This window comes from Parageobacillus sp. G301 (genome assembly GCF_030268025.1).
In the GTDB taxonomy this organism is placed as follows: domain Bacteria; phylum Bacillota; class Bacilli; order Bacillales; family Anoxybacillaceae; genus Parageobacillus_B; species Parageobacillus_B toebii.
The window spans coordinates 548,660-569,231 of record NZ_BSDB01000002.1; the positions used below are offsets into that span (position 1 = coordinate 548,660).

At 40.9% G+C, this 20,572-nt stretch carries 23 protein-coding genes and 2 riboswitches; of the genes, 19 read left to right on the forward strand and 4 right to left on the reverse strand.

Going from position 1 to position 20,572, the window contains the following annotated elements; translation table 11 throughout:
• Window positions 1–217: 217 nt before the first annotated feature.
• The 6 genes from QSJ37_RS11400 to QSJ37_RS11425 all read left to right on the forward strand — a co-directional run bounded on the left by QSJ37_RS11400 (window position 218) and on the right by QSJ37_RS11425 (window position 3,696).
• Window positions 218–781 (forward strand): biotin transporter BioY, encoded by a 564-nt coding sequence (locus QSJ37_RS11400; protein ID WP_285755248.1) that lies wholly within the window; start codon window positions 218–220, stop codon window positions 779–781.
• The gene (bioD, locus tag QSJ37_RS11405) at window positions 781–1,500 is read left to right on the forward strand and encodes a dethiobiotin synthase (protein WP_285755250.1); all 720 of its coding nucleotides are present in this window, start codon (window positions 781–783) and stop codon (window positions 1,498–1,500) included. The genes QSJ37_RS11400 and bioD overlap by 1 nt, the downstream gene beginning before the upstream one ends.
• A complete protein-coding gene (gene bioA, locus QSJ37_RS11410; protein ID WP_285755251.1) occupies window positions 1,490–2,857 on the forward strand; it encodes an adenosylmethionine--8-amino-7-oxononanoate transaminase in 1,368 nt (455 codons plus the stop codon). The genes bioD and bioA overlap by 11 nt, the downstream gene beginning before the upstream one ends.
• Before the next feature lie 134 nt (window positions 2,858–2,991).
• The gene (locus tag QSJ37_RS11415; RefSeq protein WP_285755252.1) at window positions 2,992–3,243 is read left to right on the forward strand and encodes a hypothetical protein; all 252 of its coding nucleotides are present in this window, start codon (window positions 2,992–2,994) and stop codon (window positions 3,241–3,243) included.
• Between the two features lie 165 nt (window positions 3,244–3,408).
• On the forward strand, window positions 3,409–3,561 hold the full coding sequence (locus QSJ37_RS11420; protein WP_167317816.1) for a hypothetical protein: 153 nt from the start codon (window positions 3,409–3,411) through the stop codon (window positions 3,559–3,561).
• A gap of 45 nt (window positions 3,562–3,606) precedes the next feature.
• Window positions 3,607–3,696 (forward strand): DUF2573 family protein, encoded by a 90-nt coding sequence (locus QSJ37_RS11425; RefSeq protein WP_108430412.1) that lies wholly within the window; start codon window positions 3,607–3,609, stop codon window positions 3,694–3,696.
• A gap of 78 nt (window positions 3,697–3,774) precedes the next feature.
• Here the strand turns inward: QSJ37_RS11425 and QSJ37_RS11430 are convergent, their stop codons facing one another.
• Entirely contained in the window at window positions 3,775–4,107 is a 333-nt protein-coding gene (locus QSJ37_RS11430; protein ID WP_015865008.1) for a spore coat protein, read from the reverse strand.
• Window positions 4,108–4,125: 18 nt separating this feature from the next.
• Complete coding sequence (locus tag QSJ37_RS11435; RefSeq protein ID WP_285755255.1) at window positions 4,126–4,392, reverse strand: hypothetical protein; 267 nt, start codon at window positions 4,390–4,392, stop codon at window positions 4,126–4,128.
• Between the two features lie 161 nt (window positions 4,393–4,553).
• On the opposite strand from QSJ37_RS11435, the gene QSJ37_RS11440 reads away from it, so the two are divergent.
• The gene (locus QSJ37_RS11440) at window positions 4,554–5,471 is read left to right on the forward strand and encodes a proline dehydrogenase family protein (protein WP_089098073.1); all 918 of its coding nucleotides are present in this window, start codon (window positions 4,554–4,556) and stop codon (window positions 5,469–5,471) included.
• Window positions 5,472–5,649: 178 nt separating this feature from the next.
• Here the strand turns inward: QSJ37_RS11440 and QSJ37_RS11445 are convergent, their stop codons facing one another.
• Both QSJ37_RS11445 and QSJ37_RS11450 read right to left on the reverse strand, forming a co-directional pair.
• Entirely contained in the window at window positions 5,650–7,284 is a 1,635-nt protein-coding gene (locus QSJ37_RS11445; protein ID WP_285755257.1) for a hypothetical protein, read from the reverse strand.
• Between the two features lie 367 nt (window positions 7,285–7,651).
• Entirely contained in the window at window positions 7,652–7,801 is a 150-nt protein-coding gene (locus tag QSJ37_RS11450) for a YuzL family protein (RefSeq protein ID WP_285755258.1), read from the reverse strand.
• Between the two features lie 184 nt (window positions 7,802–7,985).
• On the opposite strand from QSJ37_RS11450, the gene QSJ37_RS11455 reads away from it, so the two are divergent.
• From QSJ37_RS11455 to QSJ37_RS11515, 12 genes are all read left to right on the forward strand, one after another.
• Window positions 7,986–10,370, forward strand: a complete 2,385-nt coding sequence (locus QSJ37_RS11455) for a 3-hydroxyacyl-CoA dehydrogenase/enoyl-CoA hydratase family protein (RefSeq protein WP_285755259.1) — start codon at window positions 7,986–7,988, stop codon at window positions 10,368–10,370.
• A 28-nt stretch (window positions 10,371–10,398) separates the two neighbouring features.
• Complete coding sequence (locus tag QSJ37_RS11460) at window positions 10,399–11,571, forward strand: acetyl-CoA C-acetyltransferase (RefSeq protein ID WP_015865003.1); 1,173 nt, start codon at window positions 10,399–10,401, stop codon at window positions 11,569–11,571.
• Window positions 11,572–11,624: 53 nt separating this feature from the next.
• A complete protein-coding gene (locus tag QSJ37_RS11465) occupies window positions 11,625–13,409 on the forward strand; it encodes an acyl-CoA dehydrogenase family protein (protein ID WP_285755260.1) in 1,785 nt (594 codons plus the stop codon).
• Window positions 13,410–13,465: 56 nt separating this feature from the next.
• Window positions 13,466–13,828: an arsenate reductase family protein gene (locus tag QSJ37_RS11470; protein ID WP_285755261.1), complete on the forward strand. Its 363-nt coding sequence runs from the start codon at window positions 13,466–13,468 to the stop codon at window positions 13,826–13,828.
• 88 nt (window positions 13,829–13,916) lie between these two features.
• Window positions 13,917–14,300: a glycine cleavage system protein GcvH gene (gene gcvH / locus QSJ37_RS11475; RefSeq protein WP_015865000.1), complete on the forward strand. Its 384-nt coding sequence runs from the start codon at window positions 13,917–13,919 to the stop codon at window positions 14,298–14,300.
• A gap of 385 nt (window positions 14,301–14,685) precedes the next feature.
• Window positions 14,686–15,036, forward strand: a complete 351-nt coding sequence (locus QSJ37_RS11485) for a toprim domain-containing protein (protein ID WP_062678344.1) — start codon at window positions 14,686–14,688, stop codon at window positions 15,034–15,036.
• Between the two features lie 8 nt (window positions 15,037–15,044).
• Complete coding sequence (locus QSJ37_RS11490) at window positions 15,045–15,362, forward strand: thioredoxin family protein (protein ID WP_285755262.1); 318 nt, start codon at window positions 15,045–15,047, stop codon at window positions 15,360–15,362.
• A 216-nt stretch (window positions 15,363–15,578) separates the two neighbouring features.
• On the forward strand, window positions 15,579–15,926 hold the full coding sequence (locus QSJ37_RS11495) for an SCP2 sterol-binding domain-containing protein (RefSeq protein WP_062755796.1): 348 nt from the start codon (window positions 15,579–15,581) through the stop codon (window positions 15,924–15,926).
• Window positions 15,927–16,018: 92 nt separating this feature from the next.
• Window positions 16,019–16,122, forward strand: a riboswitch (SAM riboswitch).
• A gap of 69 nt (window positions 16,123–16,191) precedes the next feature.
• The gene (locus tag QSJ37_RS11500; protein ID WP_285755263.1) at window positions 16,192–17,502 is read left to right on the forward strand and encodes an O-acetylhomoserine aminocarboxypropyltransferase/cysteine synthase family protein; all 1,311 of its coding nucleotides are present in this window, start codon (window positions 16,192–16,194) and stop codon (window positions 17,500–17,502) included.
• 131 nt (window positions 17,503–17,633) lie between these two features.
• Window positions 17,634–17,742: riboswitch (SAM riboswitch) on the forward strand.
• Between the two features lie 95 nt (window positions 17,743–17,837).
• Window positions 17,838–18,866: a methionine ABC transporter ATP-binding protein gene (locus QSJ37_RS11505; protein WP_285755265.1), complete on the forward strand. Its 1,029-nt coding sequence runs from the start codon at window positions 17,838–17,840 to the stop codon at window positions 18,864–18,866.
• Window positions 18,856–19,524, forward strand: coding sequence for a methionine ABC transporter permease (locus QSJ37_RS11510; protein ID WP_285755266.1), 669 nt, complete (start codon window positions 18,856–18,858; stop codon window positions 19,522–19,524). The genes QSJ37_RS11505 and QSJ37_RS11510 overlap by 11 nt, the downstream gene beginning before the upstream one ends.
• A gap of 16 nt (window positions 19,525–19,540) precedes the next feature.
• A complete protein-coding gene (locus tag QSJ37_RS11515; protein ID WP_285755268.1) occupies window positions 19,541–20,380 on the forward strand; it encodes a MetQ/NlpA family ABC transporter substrate-binding protein in 840 nt (279 codons plus the stop codon).
• Window positions 20,381–20,572: the final 192 nt, after the last annotated feature.

Here is a 20,572-nt window from a genome sequence, read left to right on the forward strand (position 1 = left end):
CTGCAGCAGAATATAAACGAAGCAGAAAAAAGAATTTATAATATCACCTCAACGGCTAGGATTAGCCGTTTTATTTTTTGTAATTATTTCTATCACTATATTTTTGATTCATTGTAGGAAAATTTGTTTATATGTTAACCTATAAACAAAATTAAGTTGACATTTAATAGATTGTCAGGCAAAATAAGAGAAAAAATATGGGATTGGAGGGGGAAAAATGAAAACAAAATCATTGTTGCTGACGGCGCTGTTTGCCGCGCTTACGGCCATTGGCGGGTTTATCAAAATTCCGATTCCATATGTGCCGTTTACGTTGCAAATCGCTTCCGTTTATTTAGCGGGATGTTTACTAGGGCCGAAGCTGGGGATGTTGAGCCAGCTTGTTTATGTGCTGATCGGTCTTGCGGGAGCGCCAGTTTTCGCGGAAGGCGGAGGACCTAGCTATGTGTTGAAGCCGACGTTTGGTTATTTGATCGGCTTTGTTGTGGGGGCCTATGTTAATGGATGGATGATGAAAACCTTTCAATTTGGTAAAACGGCTGCTATTTTTCTAGCGAATTTATCTACTCTTCTAGTTGTTTATTGCTTTGGATGCACCTGGTTATATATGGCGATGAAATGGATCGTGGAAAAGCCGCTTACCATTGGACAAACGTTATGGTTTGGATTTGTGCTTCCGGTGCCGGGAGATCTACTGTTATGTGCGGTTTGTTCCGTACTTGTTGCACGTATACTGCCGCGTCTTCACATCGTCATTCGTAAGCAAGGGGTGGTTTCCTAATGGGAAAAGCAATATTTATCACTGGAACAGGAACCGAGATTGGCAAGACGGTGGCAACCTCTTTTCTTGCTTTTGTTTTCCAAAAGATGGGGTTAAATACAAAAATATTTAAGCCGATTCAAACCGGCTTGGCGGAAGATGGAGTTTCATTTGCGGATCAATATTGGTACGAGAAGGTTGTTGGGCTGGCGCAATCAGAAGGGCTATATTATATGGAACCCGCCGTTTCGCCGCATTTAGCAGCAACATTAACGAATACCACTATTGACCCGGCGTTGATAGTGGAAAAAATCGAACAATGGAAACGTCAATACGACATCGTTCTTGTCGAGGGGGCGGGAGGTTTAGCTGTTCCGCTAATAGAGAAGGAACAAGGGTTTTATATGACCAACGATTTGATTAGAGAATACAACATTCCAATTATCATCGTTTCCTTAGCAGGGCTTGGCGCCATTCATCATACGGTGACAACCGTATCTTACGCACAGCAGCAAGGCATTCGTGTTCTTGGGTTGATTTTTAATCAATTTAATGCCGAAAGCATCATTCATGTTAATAATATTGAAACAATAAAGAAAATGTTAGATTTGCCGGTTATCGCCACACTGCCATCTCTTGCGAAGGTGACGAAGCATACGATGATGGCGTTGGCGGAACGTTGGCTAAAGAATAATAAGCAAAAGCAGTTGTTACAGGAGGTGCTGTCCGTTGAGGTATAGTTATGAACAATTAGAACATTGGGATAAAGAGTATGTGTGGCACCCGTTTACTCAAATGAAAACATACGTGCAAGAACATCCGCTGATTATTGAGCGTGGGCAAGGAAGCTACTTATTTGATGTCAATGGAAAGAAATATTTGGACGGATATGCATCATTATGGGTAAACGTCCACGGCCATAATGATCCAGAATTAAATGAAGCTTTGCACATGCAGATAGAAACGATCGCGCATTCGACATTGCTTGGGTCGGCAAATGTGCCTTCGATTTTATTGGCGAAAAAGTTGATTGAACTTTGGCCGGGACTTTCGAAAGTGTTTTACTCCGACACGGGAGCTGCCGCTGTGGAAATTGCGCTAAAAATGGCGTACCAATATTGGAAAAACATTGATCCAGTTAAATATGCGGCAAAAAATAAATTTGTTTCTTTAAAGGAAGCGTATCATGGTGATACGGTTGGCGCTGTGAGTGTCGGCGGAATGGATTTATTCCATCGCATTTTTAAGCCGCTGTTGTTTGAACGAATCGAAGTTCCTTCTCCGTATGTGTATCGCATGGACGGATATGGCGATGAAGAGGAGATTGTCAGATATTGTTTGCAACAGCTTGAAGATGTGTTAGAGCGTGAACATGAACAAATCGCCGGCGTGATCGTGGAGCCGCTCGTTCAAGGAGCTGCGGGCATCATTACACATCCAAAAGGATTTTTAAAAGGCATTGAAACACTTTGTCGAAAATATGGGGTGCTGCTTATTTGCGATGAGGTCGCCGTCGGGTTTGGAAGAACGGGCACGCTGTTTGCTTGTGAACAGGAACAAGTAACGCCAGATATCGTTTGTTTAGGGAAAGGGATTACAGGTGGTTATTTACCGCTAGCTGCCACATTAACAACGTATCGAGTGTATGAAGCGTTTTTAGGAGAAGTCGACGAAGACAAGACATTTTATCACGGTCATACATATACAGGCAATCAGTTGTCTTGTGCTGTCGCTTTAAAAAATATTGAACTCATCGAAAAACGAAATCTTGTAGAAAACGTAAGAAAAAAAGCAGAAAGGCTGGCAAAAAAGCTAGAGAAGCTTTATGAAATTCCAATTGTTGGGGATATTCGTCAAAAAGGATTAATGGTAGGAATTGAAATTGTTCAAGATCGAAACACGAAACAAATTTTCCCGCGCTCCGAAATGATTGAACATCGTATTATTCTAGAAGCTCGAAAACGCGGATTGATTATTCGTCCGCTCGGTCCGGTGATCACGTTTATTCCAGTGTTAGCGATGACAGAAGACCAGATGGAAACAGCAGTCCGTATCCTTTTTGATTCGATCGCGGAAATGGCCAAAGTCGTTCGATAATGGTTTTCATTGCTGCCTAGAGCGTCTAGGCAGCCTATTTTTTTGCAAAAACGGTCAATTGCCCATGACCTCGGCGTTTGTCCTACATATATTGAAAGGGAAGAAACAAAACGATCAGCAAAGGAGAGAGGAGCATGAATGATATAAACTTACAAGATACGAGAGTATGGGGATTTGGTTTTGGCCGTCCATGGTGGGGATTTGGCTGGCGTCCATGGGGATTTGGTTTTGGCCGTCCATGGTGGGGATTTGGCTGGCGCCCATGGGGATTTGGTTTTGGCGGCCCGTTCTTTGGCGGTTTTTTAGGGGGCCTGCTGGGCAGCGCGCTAACAGGCCCGTTCTATGGCGGTTATGGTGGTTACGGATACGGATTCCCTTATTGGTAATAAACATTGCTTGAGCCTGCCGGTTACATGGCAGGCTTTGATCTTTTTCAAATCCATATTTTAAGAAAAGCTTGTGAAAGAGTGGGCAGCTTCCCAGCTCCTTTTGCCTTTCATTGACATAACATGTTGGTGTCCAGTTTTATTTTTTGGGAAGGAGGAATAGCGATGGTATATCCACGAGTATTTTTCGGAGGTCCGTTTTTAGGCGGCTTTCTAGGCGGATTGCTCGGTAGTACCCTAGCATTGCCGCTTTTCTATCGTCCAAGACCGTATTATCCATACCCTCCTTATTATCCGTATAGTGGATTCTGGTATTGAGAAAGAGCGTCCTCGCAATACGCGGGGCGCTTTGTAACGGGAAACATATCAGCACCTAGTCTCGCCAAACATTGGAGTGAGCTTTATCTGGAGGCGAAGGAGCAGATGAAGCAGTTGGTTGCGGAAATCAAATAATGGAATGAAGAAGCGCGCGAATGCGAAAAAGCCATGATGTGTGCAATCATGGCTTTTTCGCTGCCTGAAGGCTTAGTATTACTGAACTGTATTTTGATATGGGAATTGATTTGTGTATCCTTGAAATTGCTGATACGATTGTTGCAATTTTTGCTGGTCAGCTGCTTCAAGCTTGTACCAGCCCTTTTTGAACATTAAGTTATATAACTCACGTTGGCAATTTTGTGTCTCCGTAAAAATATTCATCATATCTTGATATAATTGTTGATGGCTTGCTTCATGCAAAAAGACGTTATATGAGGAAGTCATATATTTTTCTGTTGTTAACATATCGTTAAGAAAGTCGCGATCATTCATTTGCGGTGTTTTTGGTATTTGCGTTTCTGGATTTTGAATTTGGTTTTGGTTCATGATCATTCCTCCCGATTGTTATTGCATTGTCATTTTAGGCTGGCTTGGATTTTGTAGGTGGCTTAAAATTTTTTGATAGTGACGTTGATGCATTTGACCAGCTTTTTCAAGCGCTTGTGCCACTTCTTTGTCTTGACATTGCGATGCAAAAAAGTGCGCTTTTTTCATGGCAAGCAAATTCCAAGACAGCATGTCTGTAAAATAAAGCGCATCTTTCGTTGAAACCATTTGCGGCGGCTGCGGCATGGCCGTTTGTTGTTGTTGCATGTTCATTTGTTGTTGCATACATCATGCTCCTTTCCAAAGTTGAATGTTTCAGTTGTAGATTGTTCATTTTGTGGAAAACTATACACAGGGAAGAATTTTGTCGAAAAAAGATATTCAATAATAATAAAACATGCTACAATAAAAATACGAATGCGTTTGCGGAATAAGGAGGTACAATGATGGAGCAATTGATGCGCGACTTTTTTTTGTTTTTATCGAAAAATAAGACATTAACTAAATTGGCGAAAAAATATGGATTGCGCTTTGGGGCCTCCCGATTTGTTGCAGGAGAAACGATCGCACAGGCTGTCGAAGTGATTAAACAATTAAATAAAAAAGGGTTGGCTGTTACGGTCGATTATTTAGGTGAATTCGTGGATAACGAAAAAGAAGCGAACGAGATGGCGAACCATTGCATCGAAGCGATTGAAGCGATTGGAAGAGAAAAGCTTAATTCACAATTGTCGTTAAAAATGACATCGATGGGGCTTGATATTTCAGACGAGCTTGTGATGCGCAATATGCGGCGTATTTTAGATACGGCGAAGCAGCACGGCGTTTTTGTCACGATTGATATGGAAGATTATTCTCGTTGTCAAAAAACGCTCGATATTTTTAAACAGTTGAAAAAAGAATATGATAATGTCGGAACGGTATTGCAAGCGTATTTGTACCGTACGGTATCCGATATCGAAGATTTAAAAGATTACCACCCAAATTTGCGCCTTGTCAAAGGGGCATATAAGGAATCACCGGAAGTGGCGTTTCCAGATAAAAAAGATGTCGATGAAAACTTTAAAAAAATCATTAAGATGCATTTATTAAATGGAAACTATACAGCGGTAGCGACCCATGACGACGCCATCATTGAATATACGAAGCAGCTTGTCAAAGAATATAACATTCCTAATAGCCAGTTCGAATTCCAAATGTTATACGGAATTCGTCCAGAGCGGCAAGAACAGCTTGCGCGTGAAGGATATACGATGCGCGTTTATGTTCCATACGGAACGGACTGGTACGGTTACTTTATGCGCCGCCTTGCGGAACGGCCAGCAAACGTTGCATTCGTTTTAAAAGGCGTGTTGCGTAAATAAAAACAAAAAGAGGCTGGCTCAAAAAAATACTGAATCAACCTTTTGAAGCCAGTCTTTTTTCTTTTTAGTTATTGTCCTTATTATACCAAATGAGGAATGATTTCCCTATTTTTTGCGAAAAAGGAGGTGTCCGAAAATCGAACAGCTACCAAACGCTTTTGGACACCCCCTTTTTGAATTATTGTATAAAACCTTGGCGTTTTAACTCATTTAAAATATTTGGCTTGATAGGGTAATTAATATTTGTTAAATATTTATATTTTGATTTGATTAAAATATCAAATACGGGGCTTCTTTTATATCCGACTTCCTCCCAAGATTTTTGGCTATATAGTAAATCTCCCAATGTAAGAAGTTTATAGTCTCTTCCAAAGAATTTTAAATCTCTGTTAACTTGATACCACGTGTCTCCGTCTTTTCTTAGCCATTTAGTGCCTAAAGATTCAACCCCTTTTCTAATTTGCATTGCTACATTTAAATATTTTTGATTTTTTGTTTGTTTATAAGCATCTAATAAGAATCTCATTTCACCTAAAACATGGTTTAAAGATACGTGAGTTTTTTTGCCATCTGTTGAGAAATAATCATTGATAAGGTATCCACTTTTTAGATTAATAGTATTGCCAATAGCAGCTTGTTTTACTAAGAAGTCCGCATAGATTAAGTTAGCGTTTTTTAGATTATTGATATTTAGTGTAGTACCAGCCTTTTTTAAGAATAAAGCTATAAATTCATTATGTCTAGTATCGATATATGGAGCGGTTATACCGTATTCTCTTTTTAACCAAGTGCTGGTATATTCTGTTTGAAAAACGCTCACTTTATTGTTTCTTATTTCACCATGAGAAAATACATCTAAGTCTGCTAATGAGTTAATAATCATATTATAGAAAAATCTTTCTTTTGTAAAAGAATAATTACTTACAAAATCATCACCTTGCATATAACCCAAGTTTCTTCCAAATCCCATTTTTGTTGCTGGTTCAATTGACCAAGGTAATTTGAAATATGGACCGTCAGCTGTTAGCCATTTATGAGTAGATATATATTCTTCAATGCTACGTTTCATCCAATAGTCCATATTGTTTTTGTTTTTGAATAAAAGTTGATTAGAAATTAAAACCCAGCTTTCTCCAATAGAGTTAGATTGAGTTTTTAAATTTAAATTGATAAAAGTAGATTTTGTTTTTGAATTTAAGTGAATTTTATAATTATCAGTTTCCTCTAAAAATTCCCTCACGTAGCTTGCGCGAGTTTTGCTGTATCGTTTTACAAGTTGTTTCGAAATATAGTTTTTGCCTAACATCATGCTTGCTACTGTTTGATTTTTATTGTATGCGTTAAGCACTCCAATTGGATGTGAAGTTGGATCAATACCAAAAACGTGGTCGTGTTGTCTAATAATTTTGCCTCTATCACTGTATTTTTCGAGGTTATAAGCAGTTGTATTAGATAATGGAATTATTAAGTAAGTATAGATGTTTTGTTTTGAATAGTTTGTAATTCTAGTAAATATAAATTTATCACCATTATCAATTGCTCTTATTGTTACTCTTAAATTAGCCAAAATTTTGTTTTTGTCTTTGATTTTATAATAGTAGTTCTTATCTTTTGCTTTAATATGAGTGAATGATGTGGATTTGATAAATTCAAAAGTTTTTCCTGGCATTTTAATTGAGATACTTTTTGGATTTGAGTTACTTAATGGAATAGAAACTTCATTAGTAGTTTTTGAGGCTGGGTTAGTTGATGCTGGTAAAATAAAGAAAGTTAGCATTAATAAAATTGAAATAAATAGCTTTAATTTTGTCATTATTTCCCCCCCCTTATGTTTAAATCAAGAGGCTGGTTCAAAAATTGCTGAATCGACCTTTTGAATCCAGTCTTTTTCTTTCTGGTTGTTGGCCATACTTATTATACCAAAAGGAGAATCATTTTCTTGTTTTTTACAAAAAAAAGAGGGTGTCCGAAAAGCAAAAAGCTACTGAACACTTTTGGACATCCTCTTTTTTCATATCGGGATGTATATCTTGCACACTTTTTGGGGAGAACGGTCTTGCAGCAGTGAGCTCTCTTGTGCTAAAAGGCTTTGCAAGCACGTTTGTGAAGAATATCGGCTTTGAGATAGTTTTGCTGCCTCTGCTTTGCTTATATTACCTGTTTATGCAAAAGTTATTTACTCATTCACCCTGCATATTATGCCGCTTATATTGCTGGTTTTGGCTCGTCTTTTTTCCTCCGCCGTCCGTTTCCACAGTCGGACCAGCGCTACCCTTTACGCTTGCCGCGCTGACTGCTCTTTCTGAAGGGTTCTTTTTCAGTTTTGCCATCAGTCTCACCCCCTTTTATTATCGTCACCAAAAAATAATTTCTTATGAATACAAAATTTGTTAAGTTTGTATATTGCGAAAATTATTAATATATTTTATATTTAATATAGCAACAATTTTAATGGCATATTTTTTTTAGCATAAAATGAATGACTATTCATTCAATGTATGAGGGGGAAATGGAATGGTGAAACGCATTCAAAGGGCTGCCGTGCTCGGATCTGGTGTGATGGGTTCGGGAATTGCGGCGCATTTAGCGAACGTGGGGATACCGACGTTGCTTCTTGATATCGTCCCGCATGAGCTGACGAAGGAAGAGGAAGCAAAAGGGCTGACACTTGAACATAAAGAGGTGCGCAACCGCCTTGTCAATCAAGCGTTGCAAAAGTTATTGAAACAAAAGCCAGCGCCGCTTATGTCAAAGTCCAATCTTGCCCTTATTGAGGTAGGAAACTTTGAAGATGATTTTCATCGTCTTGCTGAAGTGGACTGGATTATTGAAGTGGTTGTGGAAAATTTAGAAATTAAGAAAAGCGTATTTGCAAGGGTAGATGAGGTAAGAAAACCGGGAACGATCGTCAGCTCAAACACTTCGGGCATTTCCATCGAAGCAATGGCAGAAGGCCGTTCCGAGGACTTTAAAAAACATTTTTTAGGAACACATTTCTTTAATCCACCGCGCTACTTAAAGCTGCTTGAAATCATTCCGACAAAAGATACAGCCCCGGAAGTGGTTTCATATATGAAAACGTTTGGAGAAGAGGTTCTTGGCAAAGGCGTTGTGATGGCGAAAGATACGCCAAACTTCATCGCGAACCGAATCGGCACGTACGGATTGTTAGTCACTGTAAGAGAAATGATGAAAGGCGGATATAGCGTCGGGGAAGTAGATTCGATTACAGGGCCGCTGATTGGCCGTCCGAAAAGCGCGACATTCCGTACGCTTGATGTAGTTGGATTAGACACATTTATTCACGTTGCCAACAATGTATTGGAAAAAGTAGAAGGAGAAGAAAAAGAGGCATTCCGCGTTCCGGACTTTATGAAGGCAATGCTCGAAAAAGGCTGGCTCGGCAGCAAATCGGGGCAAGGCTTCTTCTTGAAGCAAGGAAAAGATATTTTAGAGCTTAATTATGAAACATTGGAATATGAGCCGCGTAAAAAGTTAACAACCCCGGCAGTAGAAATGAGCAAACAAGCAAAAGGGCTTGCCAATAAGTTGAAAGCGCTTGTATATGCGGATGACCGTGCAGGAACATTCCTTTGGAACATTACTGCCCGAGTTCTTCTCTATTCTGCGAAATTGCTCGGTGAAATTGCCGATGACATTGTCGCTATCGACCGTGCGATGAAATGGGGATTCGGCTGGGAGCTCGGTCCGTTTGAAATGTGGGACGCAATCGGTGTTGAGCAATCTGTTCGTAAAATGCAAGCAGAAGGATTTGAAATTCCTTCGTGGGTAACGGATATGCTTGCGGATGGATTCACTTCTTTCTATAAATCGGAAAAAGGGGAATTATTCTATTACGACCACGGAGAATACAAACCGATTAAAGAAAATCCGAAAGTCATTCATATTAAGCGCTTGAAAGAGCAAAAAGATGTTATTAAGAAAAATAGCGGTGCAAGCTTAATTGACCTTGGCGATGATGTAGCGTTGTTAGAGTTTCACTCGCCAAATAACGCGATCGGTACGGATATTGTTCAAATGATTAACTATGCCCTTGAAGAAGTAGAACGAAATTATAAGGGGCTTGTTATAGGAAACCAAGGGAAAAACTTCTGTGTCGGTGCAAACCTTGCGATGATTTTAATGGAAGCACAAGATGACAACTATTTTGAAATTGAGATTGCTGTTCGCCAATTCCAGCAAGCGATGATGAATATTAAGTATAGTCGGAAACCAGTGGTCGTTGCACCGTTTGCGATGACACTCGGTGGTGGAACGGAAATTTGTTTGCCATCATCACGCATTCAAGCCGCGGCGGAAACGTATATGGGGCTTGTGGAAGTTGGTGTCGGCCTCATTCCTGGCGGTGGCGGAAATAAAGAACTTTATATTAAATATTTAAACAGTCTGCCAAACGGAGTTAATGTCGATTTGCAACAAGTGGCGAATAAAGTGTTTGAAACGATCGCAATGGCAAAAGTATCAAGTTCAGCAGCGGAAGCGCGCGAATGGAACTTCTTAAGTAAACAAGATGGCATTACGATGAATAGTGATCATTTGCTTCATGACGCGAAACAAGCAGTGATTTCTCTTTACGATCAAGGTTATCGCCCGCCGGTTCGCAAAAAAGTACCTGTGGTTGGTGAAACAGGTTATGCAGCAATGTTGCTTGGAGCGCAGTCGATGTATCACTCTGGATACATTAGTGAACATGATTTAAAAATCGCGAAAAAACTTGCGTATGTCATCGCCGGCGGAAAAGTTCCATACGGTACGGAAGTGGATGAACAGTATTTGCTTGATTTAGAACGCGAAGCATTTTTAAGCCTAGTTGGCGAACCGAAATCGCAAGCAAGAATGCAACATATGCTTGTCAAAGGAAAACCGTTACGCAACTAGCATATATGAAAAAACAGGGGGGAAGATTGTGAGAGAAGCGGTGATTGTAGCTGGGGCGCGCACGCCGGTCGGAAAGGCGAAAAAAGGGACGCTCGCCCATGTGCGTCCAGATGATTTAGGCGCGCTCGTTGTAAAGGAAACGTTGAAACGCGCGGGGAATTATGAAGGAAATATCGATGACCTTATTATTGGGTGTGCGATGCCAGAAGCAGAGCAAGGATTGAACATTGCGAGAAACATCGGGGCGCTTGCAGGGCTTCCATACACGGTTCCTGCCATTACGATTAATCGTTATTGCTCGTCTGGTTTACAAGCGATTGCTTACGCTGCGGAGCGAATCATGCTTGGCCATTCGGATACGGTCATTGCTGGCGGTGTGGAATCGATGAGCCTTGTTCCAATGATGGGGCATGTGATACGTCCAAATGCGAAACTGGCAGAAGAAGCTCCAGAGTATTATATGTCAATGGGACATACGGCCGAACAAGTGGCGATGAAGTATGGGGTAAGCCGTGAAGACCAAGACGCGTTTGCTGTACGAAGCCATCAGCGTGCCGCAAAAGCGATTCGTGAAGGCAAATTTAAGGATGAAATTGTCCCGGTAGAAGTAACCGTTCGAAAAGTAGAAAATAATAAACTAGTCGAGAAAACAATACTTTTCGAAGAGGACGAAGGGGTACGCCCAGATACGAATATGGAAACTTTAGCAAAACTCCGTCCGGCATTTTCGGTCAACGGAACGGTAACAGCCGGGAACGCTTCACAAATGAGCGATGGAGCCGCTGCAGTAATGGTGATGGACCGTGAAAAAGCAGAATCGCTAGGGTTAAAACCGCTTGGAAAATTCCGTTCGTTCGCTGTTGCCGGTGTACCGCCGGAAGTAATGGGAATCGGTCCGGTTGCTGCGGTTCCAAAAGCGTTAAAACTTGCGGGGTTAGAGCTTTCCGATATCGGATTAATTGAACTAAATGAAGCGTTTGCGTCTCAATCGATCCAAGTGATTCGCGAGCTTGGACTAGATGAGGAAAAAGTGAATGTAAACGGAGGAGCGATTGCGCTTGGCCATCCGCTTGGTTGTACAGGCGCAAAACTGACTCTATCATTGCTTTATGAAATGCGCCGCCGCAATGTACAGTTTGGAATTGTCACGATGTGTATCGGCGGCGGTATGGGCGCAGCAGGAGTATTTGAATTAATTTAAATGGGCGGTACATTTCCGCCCGACGATATACAAAATCAAGGGGAGGAGTTACAATGGCAAAAGCATTAGAAAATGCGATTAAAGGCGGAAGCTTTCTTATTGAAGACATTCCTTGTGAACGTGTTTTTACACCGGAGGATTTTACAGACGAACATAAAATGATTGCGAAAACAACGGAAGATTTCGTTGTAAACGAAGTGCTCCCGCAGTTAGAGTATTTAGAAAATCATGAATTTGATCGCTCTGTGCAATTGTTAAAAAAAGCAGGGGAACTAGGGCTGCTTAGCGCGGATATTCCAGAAGAATACGGCGGCTTAGGGCTTGATAAAATCAGTTCCGCACTGATCGGAGAAAAAATGGCGCGTGCCGGCGGTTTCTCGATTTCTCATGGTGCACACGTCGGAATTGGATCACTTCCAATTGCCTTGTTCGGAACAGAAGAACAAAAAAGAAAATATTTGCCGGCATTAGCAACTGGTGAAAAAATTGCTGCATATGCGTTAACAGAGCCTGGTTCTGGTTCAGACGCGTTAGGAGCAAAAACGACAGCAAGATTAAATGCGGAAGGTACACATTATATTTTAAACGGTGAAAAACAATGGATTACGAACGCTGGGTTTGCGGATGTATTTGTCGTATACGCAAAAGTAGACGGCGAACATTTCTCCGCGTTCATTGTCGAGCGTGGCTTCCCTGGTGTTTCTACTGGACCGGAAGAAAAGAAAATGGGAATTAAAAGCTCTTCGACACGTACATTAATTTTACAAGACGTGCCTGTTCCGAAAGAAAACTTGCTTGGGGAAGTTGGAAAAGGCCATGTTATAGCGTTCAACATCTTAAACATCGGCCGTTATAAGCTAGGAGTCGGTGCGGTTGGCGGTGCAAAACGGGCTCTGGAAATTACGCTTCAATATGCGAACCAACGTCAACAATTTAAACAACCGATTTCTAAGTTTACATTAACACAAGAAAAATTTGCGACAATGGCATCCCGGTTGTACGCAACAGAAAGTTCCGTCTATCGTACGGTCGGTTTATTTGACGAACGGATGAGCCTTCTTGATGAGGAAAAAGCAAAAGACGGAAAAGAAATTGCGAAATCGATTGCTGAATATGCCATCGAATGCTCGCTAAACAAATTTTTCGCAACAGAAACATTAGATTGTATTGTTGACGAAGGTGTACAAATTCACGGCGGTTATGGATTTATGCAAGAATACGAAATTGAGCGGGCTTATCGTGACTCTCGGATCAACCGTATTTTTGAAGGAACGAATGAAATTAACCGTCTATTAGTTCCTGGAATGTATTTGAAAAAAGCAATGAAAGGCGAACTGCCGCTTCTTCAAAAAGCGCAACAGCTTCAAGAAGAATTAATGATTCTTATGCCGGAAGAAGTTGGTGACGGCGTACTTGAACAAGAAAAATATTTAGTACGCAACGCGAAAAAAATCGCATTAATGGTGACGGGATTAGCAGCACAAAAATTCGGTCCAAAATTGGAAAATGAACAGGAAATTTTAGTAAACATTGCCGACATTGTTGCGAATATTTACGCGATGGAATCTGCTCTGCTTCGCACAGAAAAAGCAATTAAAAACTCCGGAGTAGAGAAAAACAAACAAAAACTTCTTTATACGCAAATTTTCTGCCAGGAAGCGTTTAACGAAATCGAGGCGCACGCGAAAGAAACCATTATCGCAGTAGAGCAAGGCGATATGTTGCGTATGATGTTGGCCGCTTTGCGTAAATTGACGCGCTATACTCCAATCAATATCATCGCGAAAAAACGTGAAGCGGCAGCGGCGCTCATTGAAGCAGAACGTTATATTGTGTAATAATGGAAAGTACCAGGTTTTATCCTGGTACTTTCGTTTGCAAAGGATGGTGCAATATGTCGTTAACCTTTTATTGGTATCCAAAGTGCGGCACATGCCGAAAAGCGAAAAAATGGCTCGATGAGCATGGCATCACGGTGCAGGAAGTACATATTGTCGAAAAACCGCCGACAAAAGAGGAATTGACAGAACTTTATCGCAAGAGCGGGCTTCCACTGAAAAAATTTTTTAACACAAGTGGTATGAAATATCGCGAGTTAGGGTTAAAAGATAAAGTGAATACTGCTTCGGAAGAGGAACTTCTTGAGCTTCTTGCTTCCGATGGCATGTTGATCAAGCGCCCGATCTTAACGGATGGAAATCATGTCATCGTCGGATTTAACGGAGAGCAATACGAAAAATTCTTTAAACAAATGTAACGAATTCAGTGAGTTTTTTGGCAAAATCGGTTATTATTAAAAAGAATACAATATTAAAAAGAATATAAATTAATGGAGGGGTGCGATTATGAATACACCGAAGGAATTACGCTATTCAGAAGAACATGAGTGGGTGCGTGTCGAAGGAGATAAAGTGCGCATCGGTATTACTGATTTTGCACAATCGGAGCTAGGTGACATCGTTTTTGTTGAATTGCCAGAAGTAGGTGCAGAAATTACAGCAAACGAGCCATTCGGCAGCGTCGAATCAGTGAAAACTGTTTCTGAACTTTATGCGCCAATTAGCGGTAAAGTAGTAGAAGTGAATGAAGAATTAAATGATAATCCAGAATATGTGAATGAATCACCGTATGAAAAAGCATGGATGATCGTTGTCGAGCCTTACGATATGAGCGAGATCGACAATTTATTAACAGCAGAGCAATATGAAGAAATGGTAAAAGAAGGATAATAATAGACCCAATCACCACGGTTGATCACGCGAACGATGGGCACCCTATACATAAAGAGGTTTGCAAAGGGTGCCCGTATGGCAGCGGAAACAAAGTATTAGAACATGATTTAATATGAGGGACATGTTTCTCTGTCGCAAGTTAGCAACAAAATAGACGAATTGATAAGCAAATAACCATCACCGTTGGACCAGATCAACAGTATGTCGATTGCGACGGTGAGGCTGGTTGGGGTCAAAAGCAACGGTGCTATGCCGTTGCTTTTCTTCTTTATTTTGCAAAAACGACTATAGCCTCGTTTCCTTTCCTTATCCATGTGGAAACCATCGTACTGTTTTTCCATATAATAAATGAATGACATTTTCAACTAATCAGGTGATAATAATGATAGAAATCGAAAAAGTGATTATTGTGGAAGGGCGTTCCGACAAACAAAAAATTGAAAACATTATTAATGAACCAGTTGAAATTATTTGTACAAACGGGACGATTAGTGATGCCAGACTGGAAGAACTGATTGAGGAGCTCTATTATAAAGAAGTGTATATATTAGTGGATGCCGATGAAGCGGGGGAAAAATTACGAAAACAGTTTCGCCGTGAATTTCCTGAAGCGGAACATATATATATTGACCGAATGTACCGTGAAGTAGCTGCAGCGCCGAATTGGCATATTGCCCAAGTATTATTACGCGCAAACTTTGATGTCCATTACGATTATTTATTAAAAAGGTGAAAGCAGCAATGAAAAAATTAGAGTTACCAGAAATAGATGACATTATTAATAAAAAAGATATGGCTTGTCTTTATGTATATACACCGATGTGCGGCACTTGCCAGCTTGCGGAGCGGATGCTCCAGGTTGTCGAAGAACTATTTCCGCATATTCCATTTTACAAGACCGATATTAATTATATGCCAGAGCGTGCGGTTGCATGGAAAATTGAAAGTGTTCCATGCCTTCTTTTATTTGATCGCGGCAATATTGTTAAAAAATTATACGCGTTTCATTCTGTACCGTATTTATACGAAACAATAAAGGAAATGTTGCCTCAGAATTAGAAAAATGAACAGATGTTGTTCATTCTCTCCTCCCCTTAAAGTTGACAGCGCAAGAACTAAAATAAACGGTTATTTGACTTCGTTTGACATATTTCTTGGGAAATGATGAGAATATTGCCTATTTTCCAGACGATTTGTCGAGATTTTTATAAAGGATTCTCCTTTTTTTTATGGAAATGAATGAAGTGACAGGATAATGGGGGAGGCGGGTATAAAATGGATATGCGTGAATTAGTAGGACAGCTTACAGAACGAATTCAAAAATTAAATCATTTATCACCGATTTTACCAGAAGAAGAGTTATACGTTCAGTTTGAATGTGAAACAGAAACAGCGGTTGTTGCGATTTCTAAATATAAAATCGGTCAAAAGGAAAAGATAGATGAACGTCGGCTAGTGACCATTCGAGGATCGAAAGAGGCGCTGGAATCATTGATAAATGGAAGGTTAAAATTACAACAACAAATTCGGCTTCGAGAAGTGCACATTTCTGGAAGTTTCCGTCATATGTTGCTTCTGGAGTCTCTGTTTCATTTGTCAAAACCGTATCGCTATGTTTGCTAAATACCATATTTCTTTATTTTTAATTTTTATAAAAAAATGAATTGACAATTAAGAATAATAATAGTATTATTCAGAAAAAACGGTATATATCATTCTTATCAAGAGAGGTGGAGGGACTGGCCCAATGAAGCCCGGCAACCGGTTGTTTCAACACGGTGCTAATTCCAGCAGAGCGAATTGCTCTGAGAGATAAGAAGAGTGCATCCCCCCTCTCTTCTTAGAAGAAGGGGGTTTTATTATAAAAGGTAAAGGGGAGAGAGTTTCAATGAGTGAAAAACAATACCGTTTCGAAACAGTAGCCATTCATGGCGGATTAAAGCCTGATCCTGCCACTGGTGCGCGTGCGGTTCCTATTTATCAATCGAACGCCTATTTATTTGCCAATACGGATCATGCTGCGAACCTTTTTGGTCTAAAAGAAGAAGGATATATTTATACACGCATTCACAATCCTACGGTTACCGTATTGGAAGAAAGGGTGGCACAGCTGGAAGGCGGAGTGGGCAGTCTTGCTCTCGCCAGCGGAATGGCCGCCATTACACTGGCCATTTTGAATATCGCCGGAGCTGGGGATGAAATTGTATCGGCATCTACGTTATATGGCGGTACATATAATTTGTTCGTCAATACATTGCCGAAATACGGAATTAAAACCCACTTTGTCGATCCGTCTAATCCGGAAAATTTCCGAGCAGCGATTACACCAAAAACGAAAGCAATTTTCGCCGAAACGATTGGCAACCCTAGTTTGCACATATTAGATATTGAAGCGGTGGCGCAAATCGCTCGTGAAGCGGGAATTCCGCTCATTATCGACAACACATTTGCCACTCCTTATTTGTGCAGACCAATTGAACATGGGGCGAATATCGTGATCCATTCCGCCACAAAATGGCTTGTTGGGAATGGGACGACCTTAGGCGGCATCATTGTTGATGGTGGTAATTTTGACTGGAATTCGCCGAAGTTTCCAGGATTTATTACTCCTGATCCAAGCTATCACAACATTGTGTATGCTGAGGCGTTTGGGCCTGCTGCATACATTGTCAAAGCTCGCGTGCAGTTGCTCCGCGATTTAGGTCCAGCGATTAGCCCATTTAATGCCTTTCAAATTCAGCTTGGTCTTGAAACATTGCATGTACGTATGAAAGAACATATTGCGAATACAAGAAAAATCGTCGAGTATTTAGATCGTCATCCAGCGATAGAGTGGGTGCTTTATCCAGAACATGACAGTCATCCAGCAAAAGAACTGGCGAAAAAATATTTGCCAAAAGGAGCTGGTTCCATCGTTGTATTTGGCGTAAAAGGCGGCAGAGAAGCAGGAGCGAAATTGATCAACAGTGTAAAATTATGGTCGCATGTTGCCAACGTTGGCGACGCGAAAAGTTTAATTATCCACCCGGCAAGCACCACACATCAACAGCTAAACGAAGAAGAACTAAAATCATCTGGAGTGACAGAAGATTTAGTTCGCTTATCTGTCGGCATCGAAAATGTCGATGACTTAATTGAAGATTTAGAACAGGCAATTGCGGCCGCTACCGGAATTACATCTGATGTTTCCGTCTCATAATCACAAGAAATGATAATCATGCCATTTTCCATAATTGACTATAAAATTTCCATTGACACTATTCGACATATAGTGATAAAATCACATTCGTAATTATTGAGAGATTTTAATTGAATAAAGTGCTTTTTGTGCTCTTATCAAGAGAGGTGGAGGGATGTGCCCAATGAAGCCCGGCAACCGTCAGCGTACTCGCTGAAATGGTGCCAATTCACACAAAGCGTCTGCTTTGAGAGATAAGAGACAGAACGGTAATCATTGCCTTTCTGTTCTCTTGAGCAGAAAGGTTTTCTTTTTGCGGCGAGCCGTCTTTTACATGAGGGAAGGTGGAAATGTGCATGATTACATTAGAAAACGTGACAAAAATATATGAAGCGGCCAATGGATCTGTAACAGCAGTGGATAATGTCTCTTTGCAAATTAAAGAAGGCGAAATTTTCGGAATCATCGGATATAGCGGGGCGGGAAAAAGTTCGTTAATCCGTCTCCTTAATGGATTGGAAAAACCGACAAAAGGGAAAGTTATTGTCGCTGGGCGGGATATTGCTAATATTAAAGGAAAGGAATTGCGAAAGGCCCGTCAGGAAATCGGAATGATTTTTCAGCATTTTAATTTATTATGGTCAAGAACGGTTCGCGAAAACATTGCGTTTCCATTAGAAATTGCCGGTGTACCGAAAGAACAGCGGAAAAAACGGGTAGACGAGTTAATTCAGCTTGTTGGTTTGCAAGGAAGAGAAAATGCCTATCCGTCACAGCTTAGCGGCGGGCAAAAGCAGCGCGTCGGCATCGCGCGCGCTTTGGCGAACAATCCAAAAGTGTTATTGTGCGATGAGGCGACATCCGCGCTAGACCCGCAGACAACCGATTCCATTTTGGAACTTTTGGTGGATATTAATAAGCGTTTAGGATTGACAATTGTATTAATTACCCATGAAATGCACGTGATTCGTAAAATTTGCAACCGCGTTGCAGTGATGGAAAACGGAAAAATTGTTGAACAAGGAGAAGTGCTGCAAGTGTTCCGGCAGCCAAAGCAGGAGATTACGAAACGATTTGTGCGGCAAGTTGTTGAACCAGAGGAAACCAAAGAAACGATTACCCATCTGCTCGATAAATATCCGAACGGAACGGTTATCCAATTGACGTTCGTCGGGGAAGCTGCTGAGCAGCCGCTGATCGCCAATGTCGTGCGCCAGTTTCAAGTGGATGCAAATATTTTACAAGGGAAAATTTCACAAACTCATCAAGGCGCCTACGGTGTGCTGTTTGTTCATATGGATGGGGAAAAAGAGGAAGTGGCCCGTGCGATCGATTATATTCGCCAGCAGCAAGTGGCAGTGGAGGTGATCACAAATGCTCTCTAGCCTCTTGCCGAACGTAGAATGGGATATGATTTGGGCGGCTACGGTTGAGACGCTTTATATGACAGGCGTCGCCGTTGTGGCGACATTTATATTAGGAACGATTCTTGGCCTGCTTTTGTTTTTAACGTCAAAAGGGAACCTCTGGGAGAACCGCCTGGTGAATATGATCATTGCTGCTATTGTTAATGTTTTCCGTTCCATTCCATTTATTATCTTAATTATTTTGTTAATCCCGTTTACGAAATTCGTTGTCGGAACAATGCTTGGCGCCAACGCGGCATTGCCGGCTTTGATTATCGGAGCAGCGCCATTTTACGCGAGAATGGTGGAAATTGCGCTCCGTGAAATTGATAAAGGCGTCATTGAAGCGGCAAAAGCGATGGGGGCATCGACGGCAACAATTATTTGGAAAGTGCTTCTTCCGGAGTCACTGCCTGCACTTGTGTCTGGAATTACTGTAACGGCGATTGCTTTAGTCGGATATACGGCGATGGCAGGGGTTGTTGGTGCCGGCGGTCTTGGAAACTTAGCCTATTTAGAAGGATTCCAGCGCAGTCATAACGATGTCACGTTTGTCGCTACCGTTCTAGTTTTAGTAATTGTCTTTGTCATTCAGTTTATTGGTGACTTTGTCACTTCTAAAATAGATAAACGATAAAAAGGGGGAAATCGATATGAAAAAATGGATTAGCGCATTATTTGCCGTCGTTCTTGTGTTGGCATTGGCAGCATGCGGAGGCAATAACAACGCTGATGGTGGCAAAAAAGAAGGGAAATTAACAAAATTAGTGGTTGGAGCCTCCAATGTCCCGCATGCGGAAATTTTAGAAAAAGCACAACCAATTTTGGAAGAAAAAGGCATTGACTTAAAAATCGTTAAATTCCAAGATTATATTTTACCAAACAAAGCGTTAGCGGATAAAGAAATTGACGCCAACTACTTCCAACACATTCCATATTTAGAAGCACAGAAAAAAGAACATGGATATGACTTTGTCAACGCTGGCGGCATTCATATTGAGCCGATCGGTGTTTATTCGAAAAAATATAAAAGCCTTGAAGAATTGCCAGACGGTGCGACGATCATCATGAGCAACTCGGTTGCAGACCATGGCCGCATTTTATCGATGCTGCAAGAAAAAGGGTTAATTAAATTAAAAGACGGTATCGATAAAACAAAAGCTACGGTCAAAGACATTGTGGAAAATCCAAAACATTTAAAATTTGAAGCGGATGTGGAAGCAGGATTGCTGCCGCAAATTTATAAAAACGGCGAAGGCGATGCCGTGCTCATTAACGCGAACTATGCGCTTGACGCGGGGTTAGATCCTGCGAAAGACCCAATTGCCGTTGAGTCGCCGAAAGATAACCCATATGTCAATATTATCGCTGTACGTAAAGGCGATGAAAACCGCAAAGAAATTAAAACACTTGTCGAAGTGTTACAGTCGAAAGAAATTCAAGACTTTATTAAAGAAAAATATAAAGGTGCTGTCATTCCAGCAGCGCAATAAAAATAACGGAAGCGGTCCGCTTCCGTTATTTTTATAAAACATCGCCACATCTTGATCAAAATATTTTTCACTACGAACATAGTGATATTACGCTCGAGAGGTTGCTAATACTTTTCATTTGTTATAAGATTGTAATGAGAATAAAATGAGAATGAAAAGGCAAGCAAGTCAATGATATACACAATTTTTAGT